The following is a 3,174-nucleotide window of genomic DNA, read 5'->3' as shown; positions in this document are numbered from 1 at the left end:
GAAAATCTCTAAGAGATGGAACTCTCTTAAAGTATAATGCACCCATTTCTAATGTCTCTCTAAACGAAAGAGCAAACAGTTCTTTTAAAACTGCTAAGGAAAGAATTAGTGCGTCTGGGTATTTCTTAGGTCTACCTTTGGAGGTAGATTTTTGAGGAAGTTGTGGTAAAATATTGTTGTAAAATTTTTTAACAAGTTTGAGTATTTTCTTTATGTTAGTTCTTCTCATATCAGGGGAGATTATATCATCTCCCCTTTTATTTTTGAACCACTTCCTCTTATTTTTGAAACACTCCCTGTTTTTCGGTGGTAAATTTCACGCTCTCCATGAGCACTCTGTTCACTCACAGGATTCTGGTTGTGTGCACCATCACCTGTGTGGTAAAATAAAATAAATTACCCATCAACACTCTGAGATACAACGGGTGGTGTGCTTTCGGTTTGGCTATCTGAATCTGTCTTGTCACCAAATGTAATTACTGATAAAAAAAGGAACATCAGTATTAACACAAGTCCTACAATCTTTCTCATATTCTCACCCCTGTTGAGAGGATAACATGTTCCATGTGATTTTTCAAATTTATGCGTTTCGAAATTCTTTTTTCATGCGGGTTCTAGAACGTAAATTTGTATGATTTTTTAAGATGTAGATTTTCAATGTATAACAGAAACAAGGGATTTGAAAACATGAAAAAAACACCTGATATGTTCATACCTGTTTTCGAATACGGAGCATTTGCAAGGCCATTTATAGTTCAAATGATTAATATGAAATTACCTAAAGCTGTAAAATATTCCGCTGTATCGCTGCTGTATACGTGGGAAGGAAAGTACAGCCAAGCGATTCAGTATGTAAACAAAGCTATTAGATTTTGTAATAGCGAAAGTATGAGATTTTTCCTTCTTGCGAGGAAACTATCGTGCAAGTCCAAGCTTGGAGAATTTGACCCGCAACTCTATAGATGTTTAAAATCAAATTTAAACAAGGTAAGCGGAAAGGTACGGGAAGAGATAGAAATGTTACTCATAAATGTCAGAACTAGATATGAAAAAAAATCAGTATCTGAACCGAGAATTTGGGGAAGTAACAAGACTTCTTCTGCCTTTGTATTTTACTATCTTGGGAAAGCGCGGAATAGTGTAGCTAAAAATGATGTACCTCATGCGGTGCATCATTACATCCAAGCATACAAACTATCCAAAACTATCCCACACCCATCTGGTGTCGTTAGTTCTCTCAACGATCTTGCGTGGGATATAAAAAATATCCACCCACTCTGGGCTTATTCCATTTCACAAAAAGCGGTATACTGGCTTGGATACTATCGTGAGACATCAGGCAATTTGTTCGGTGCCCTCGATACCCTGTTCGTGATTGAAAAAAAGATCAACACGTTTTCCATTTACAGAACATCAAAGGTTATACGTTCGTTAGGAGTTTCAAAGAAATACGAAAAACTTTTGAAAGAAGCGGAGAGATACATCCCAAAATTCAACGTGTCAATCTACGCAAACACAAAAGATTTAAGGAGATTCATACGCAAAATCGTAGGGTTGTACAGGGGAGAAAAGATATCGGCTGGGAGGATATCGGAGATAATAACTGGGAAGACGGAGAGGATCAGAGGTAACACGTTGAAAAAAATAATAGAAGGGAAAGAAGTAGAAAATTTAGAAGTTCCATATCCTGTATATAACGAACGGATAAAGCTGAAGATAGAAGAGCGGTTTGAAAAAGCACTGGAGGAGTTAAAACAGCTTCTACTTTCTGAAAGAAAACGGCTTTTCATATCGACGTACATAGCACAGGTTGAGAGAGAGAAGTTCTACCTTTCAAGAAAGGACAAACTCAAAAAATCTTACAAACTTCTTGAGAATGTTGAGGAATTTGGGAAGTATATGGCAAGAAGATACAAAACTATGGAATTTGTGGTGGACATGGTGGAAGCGCACCCTTATGTGGAAGGACGGAAAACGGCGGTGAGGAAAGCGGTGGACAGGATGGGAGTAAAGAAGCTGGGGGAATTTGTCCGGAGATACATAGAACTTGACGAGTACGACAGGAAGTTACTGGACAGGTTTATGAGAAATTACGGCAGGTACGATGGGATAAGGTTTGGAATGAGGGTGAATGGGTCTGAGGTAGTGAGGGGGTTTGCGAAGAAGTACCGGTTGGAGATACAACCGACGCTTTTGGCATACTGGTGTGAAGACGACAAAAGGGTGAGGTGGAGACTGGAGAGGGTTTTGAATTCATTCTTTTAATTACGTTATAAAAACCGAAATAACTAAAATTAAACCAAAATTGCGAATTGCTCTTACCCCAAACTAGTGGACGGCCTAAGTTTAACTAAAAAAATAGCATTTTAAGCAATGTTTCTTTTTTGTAAAGATTTTAATGCTTCGTTTTCTTTTTCTTGTGGTATCATGTAGTCAATTGAACTGTGTATTCTTTTTCTGTTGTAGAATAATTCTATGTATTCAAATATTTTTATTTTTGCTTCTTCAAAAGTTTTATATTTATTTACATATATTTCTTCTTTTTTTATTATTGAATGAAATGATTCTATTTTTGCATTGTCGTATGGTGTTCCTTTTTTACTGTATGAATGTTGTATTCCTTTTTGTTTTAGTAATTCATTAAAATCTTTGCTTGTATATTGTGTCGGGAGTTAAAATAAAATTGTGTCTAAAAAACTAGGAGGTGGAAAAGATGAATGAAAATGAAAAAGAAATATTTGAAAAAGCTAAAGAAAAAGCTATAAACGAAATGTTAGATAAATACTGTTCTAAGGATCCTCAGGAAAGATTAGCTATGAGGACATTCTTAGAAAACTTTTTGAATATCATTATGACTTCAGAAAGGGATGTTTATCTGGGAGTGTTTCAAAAATAAGAGGAAGTGGTTCAAAAATAAAAGGGGAGATGATATAATCTCCCCTGATATGAGAAGAACTAACATAAAGAAAATACTCAAACTTGTTAAAAAATTTTACAACAATATTTTACCACAACTTCCTCAAAAATCTACCTCCAAAGGTAGACCTAAGAAATACCCAGACGCACTAATTCTTTCCTTAGCAGTTTTAAAAGAACTGTTTGCTCTTTCGTTTAGAGAGACATTAGAAATGGGTGCATTATACTTTAAGAGAGTTCCATCTCTTAGAGATTTTC

Annotated in this window: 3 protein-coding genes and 3 pseudogenes; 3 read left to right on the top strand and 3 right to left on the bottom strand. The window is 35.7% G+C overall.

The window, feature by feature from the left end; genetic code table 11:
- Both AS157_RS06790 and AS157_RS09615 read right to left on the bottom strand, forming a co-directional pair.
- Positions 1-229, bottom strand: a pseudogene (locus AS157_RS06790) (hypothetical protein); the annotation flags it as partial.
- Positions 230-396: 167 nt separating this feature from the next.
- Entirely contained in the window at positions 397-531 is a 135-nt protein-coding gene (locus AS157_RS09615) for a hypothetical protein (RefSeq protein WP_255373651.1), read from the bottom strand.
- 96 nt (positions 532-627) lie between these two features.
- On the opposite strand from AS157_RS09615, the gene AS157_RS06785 reads away from it, so the two are divergent.
- Entirely contained in the window at positions 628-2,265 is a 1,638-nt protein-coding gene (locus tag AS157_RS06785) for a hypothetical protein (RefSeq protein WP_143611745.1), read from the top strand.
- 101 nt (positions 2,266-2,366) lie between these two features.
- Here AS157_RS06785 and AS157_RS06780 read toward each other — a convergent pair.
- Positions 2,367-2,672: pseudogene (locus tag AS157_RS06780) on the bottom strand (transposase); the annotation flags it as partial.
- Positions 2,673-2,713: 41 nt separating this feature from the next.
- On the opposite strand from AS157_RS06780, the gene AS157_RS06775 reads away from it, so the two are divergent.
- Both AS157_RS06775 and AS157_RS06770 read left to right on the top strand, forming a co-directional pair.
- On the top strand, positions 2,714-2,896 hold the full coding sequence (locus AS157_RS06775; RefSeq protein ID WP_077289068.1) for a hypothetical protein: 183 nt from the start codon (positions 2,714-2,716) through the stop codon (positions 2,894-2,896).
- Positions 2,897-2,945: 49 nt separating this feature from the next.
- A pseudogene (locus AS157_RS06770) lies at positions 2,946-3,174 on the top strand (hypothetical protein); the annotation flags it as partial.

This window comes from Thermosipho sp. 1244 (genome assembly GCF_018588215.1).
In the GTDB taxonomy this organism is placed as follows: Bacteria; Thermotogota; Thermotogae; order Thermotogales; family Fervidobacteriaceae; genus Thermosipho; species Thermosipho affectus.
This window is presented reverse-complemented; position numbering and strand designations above follow the sequence as displayed.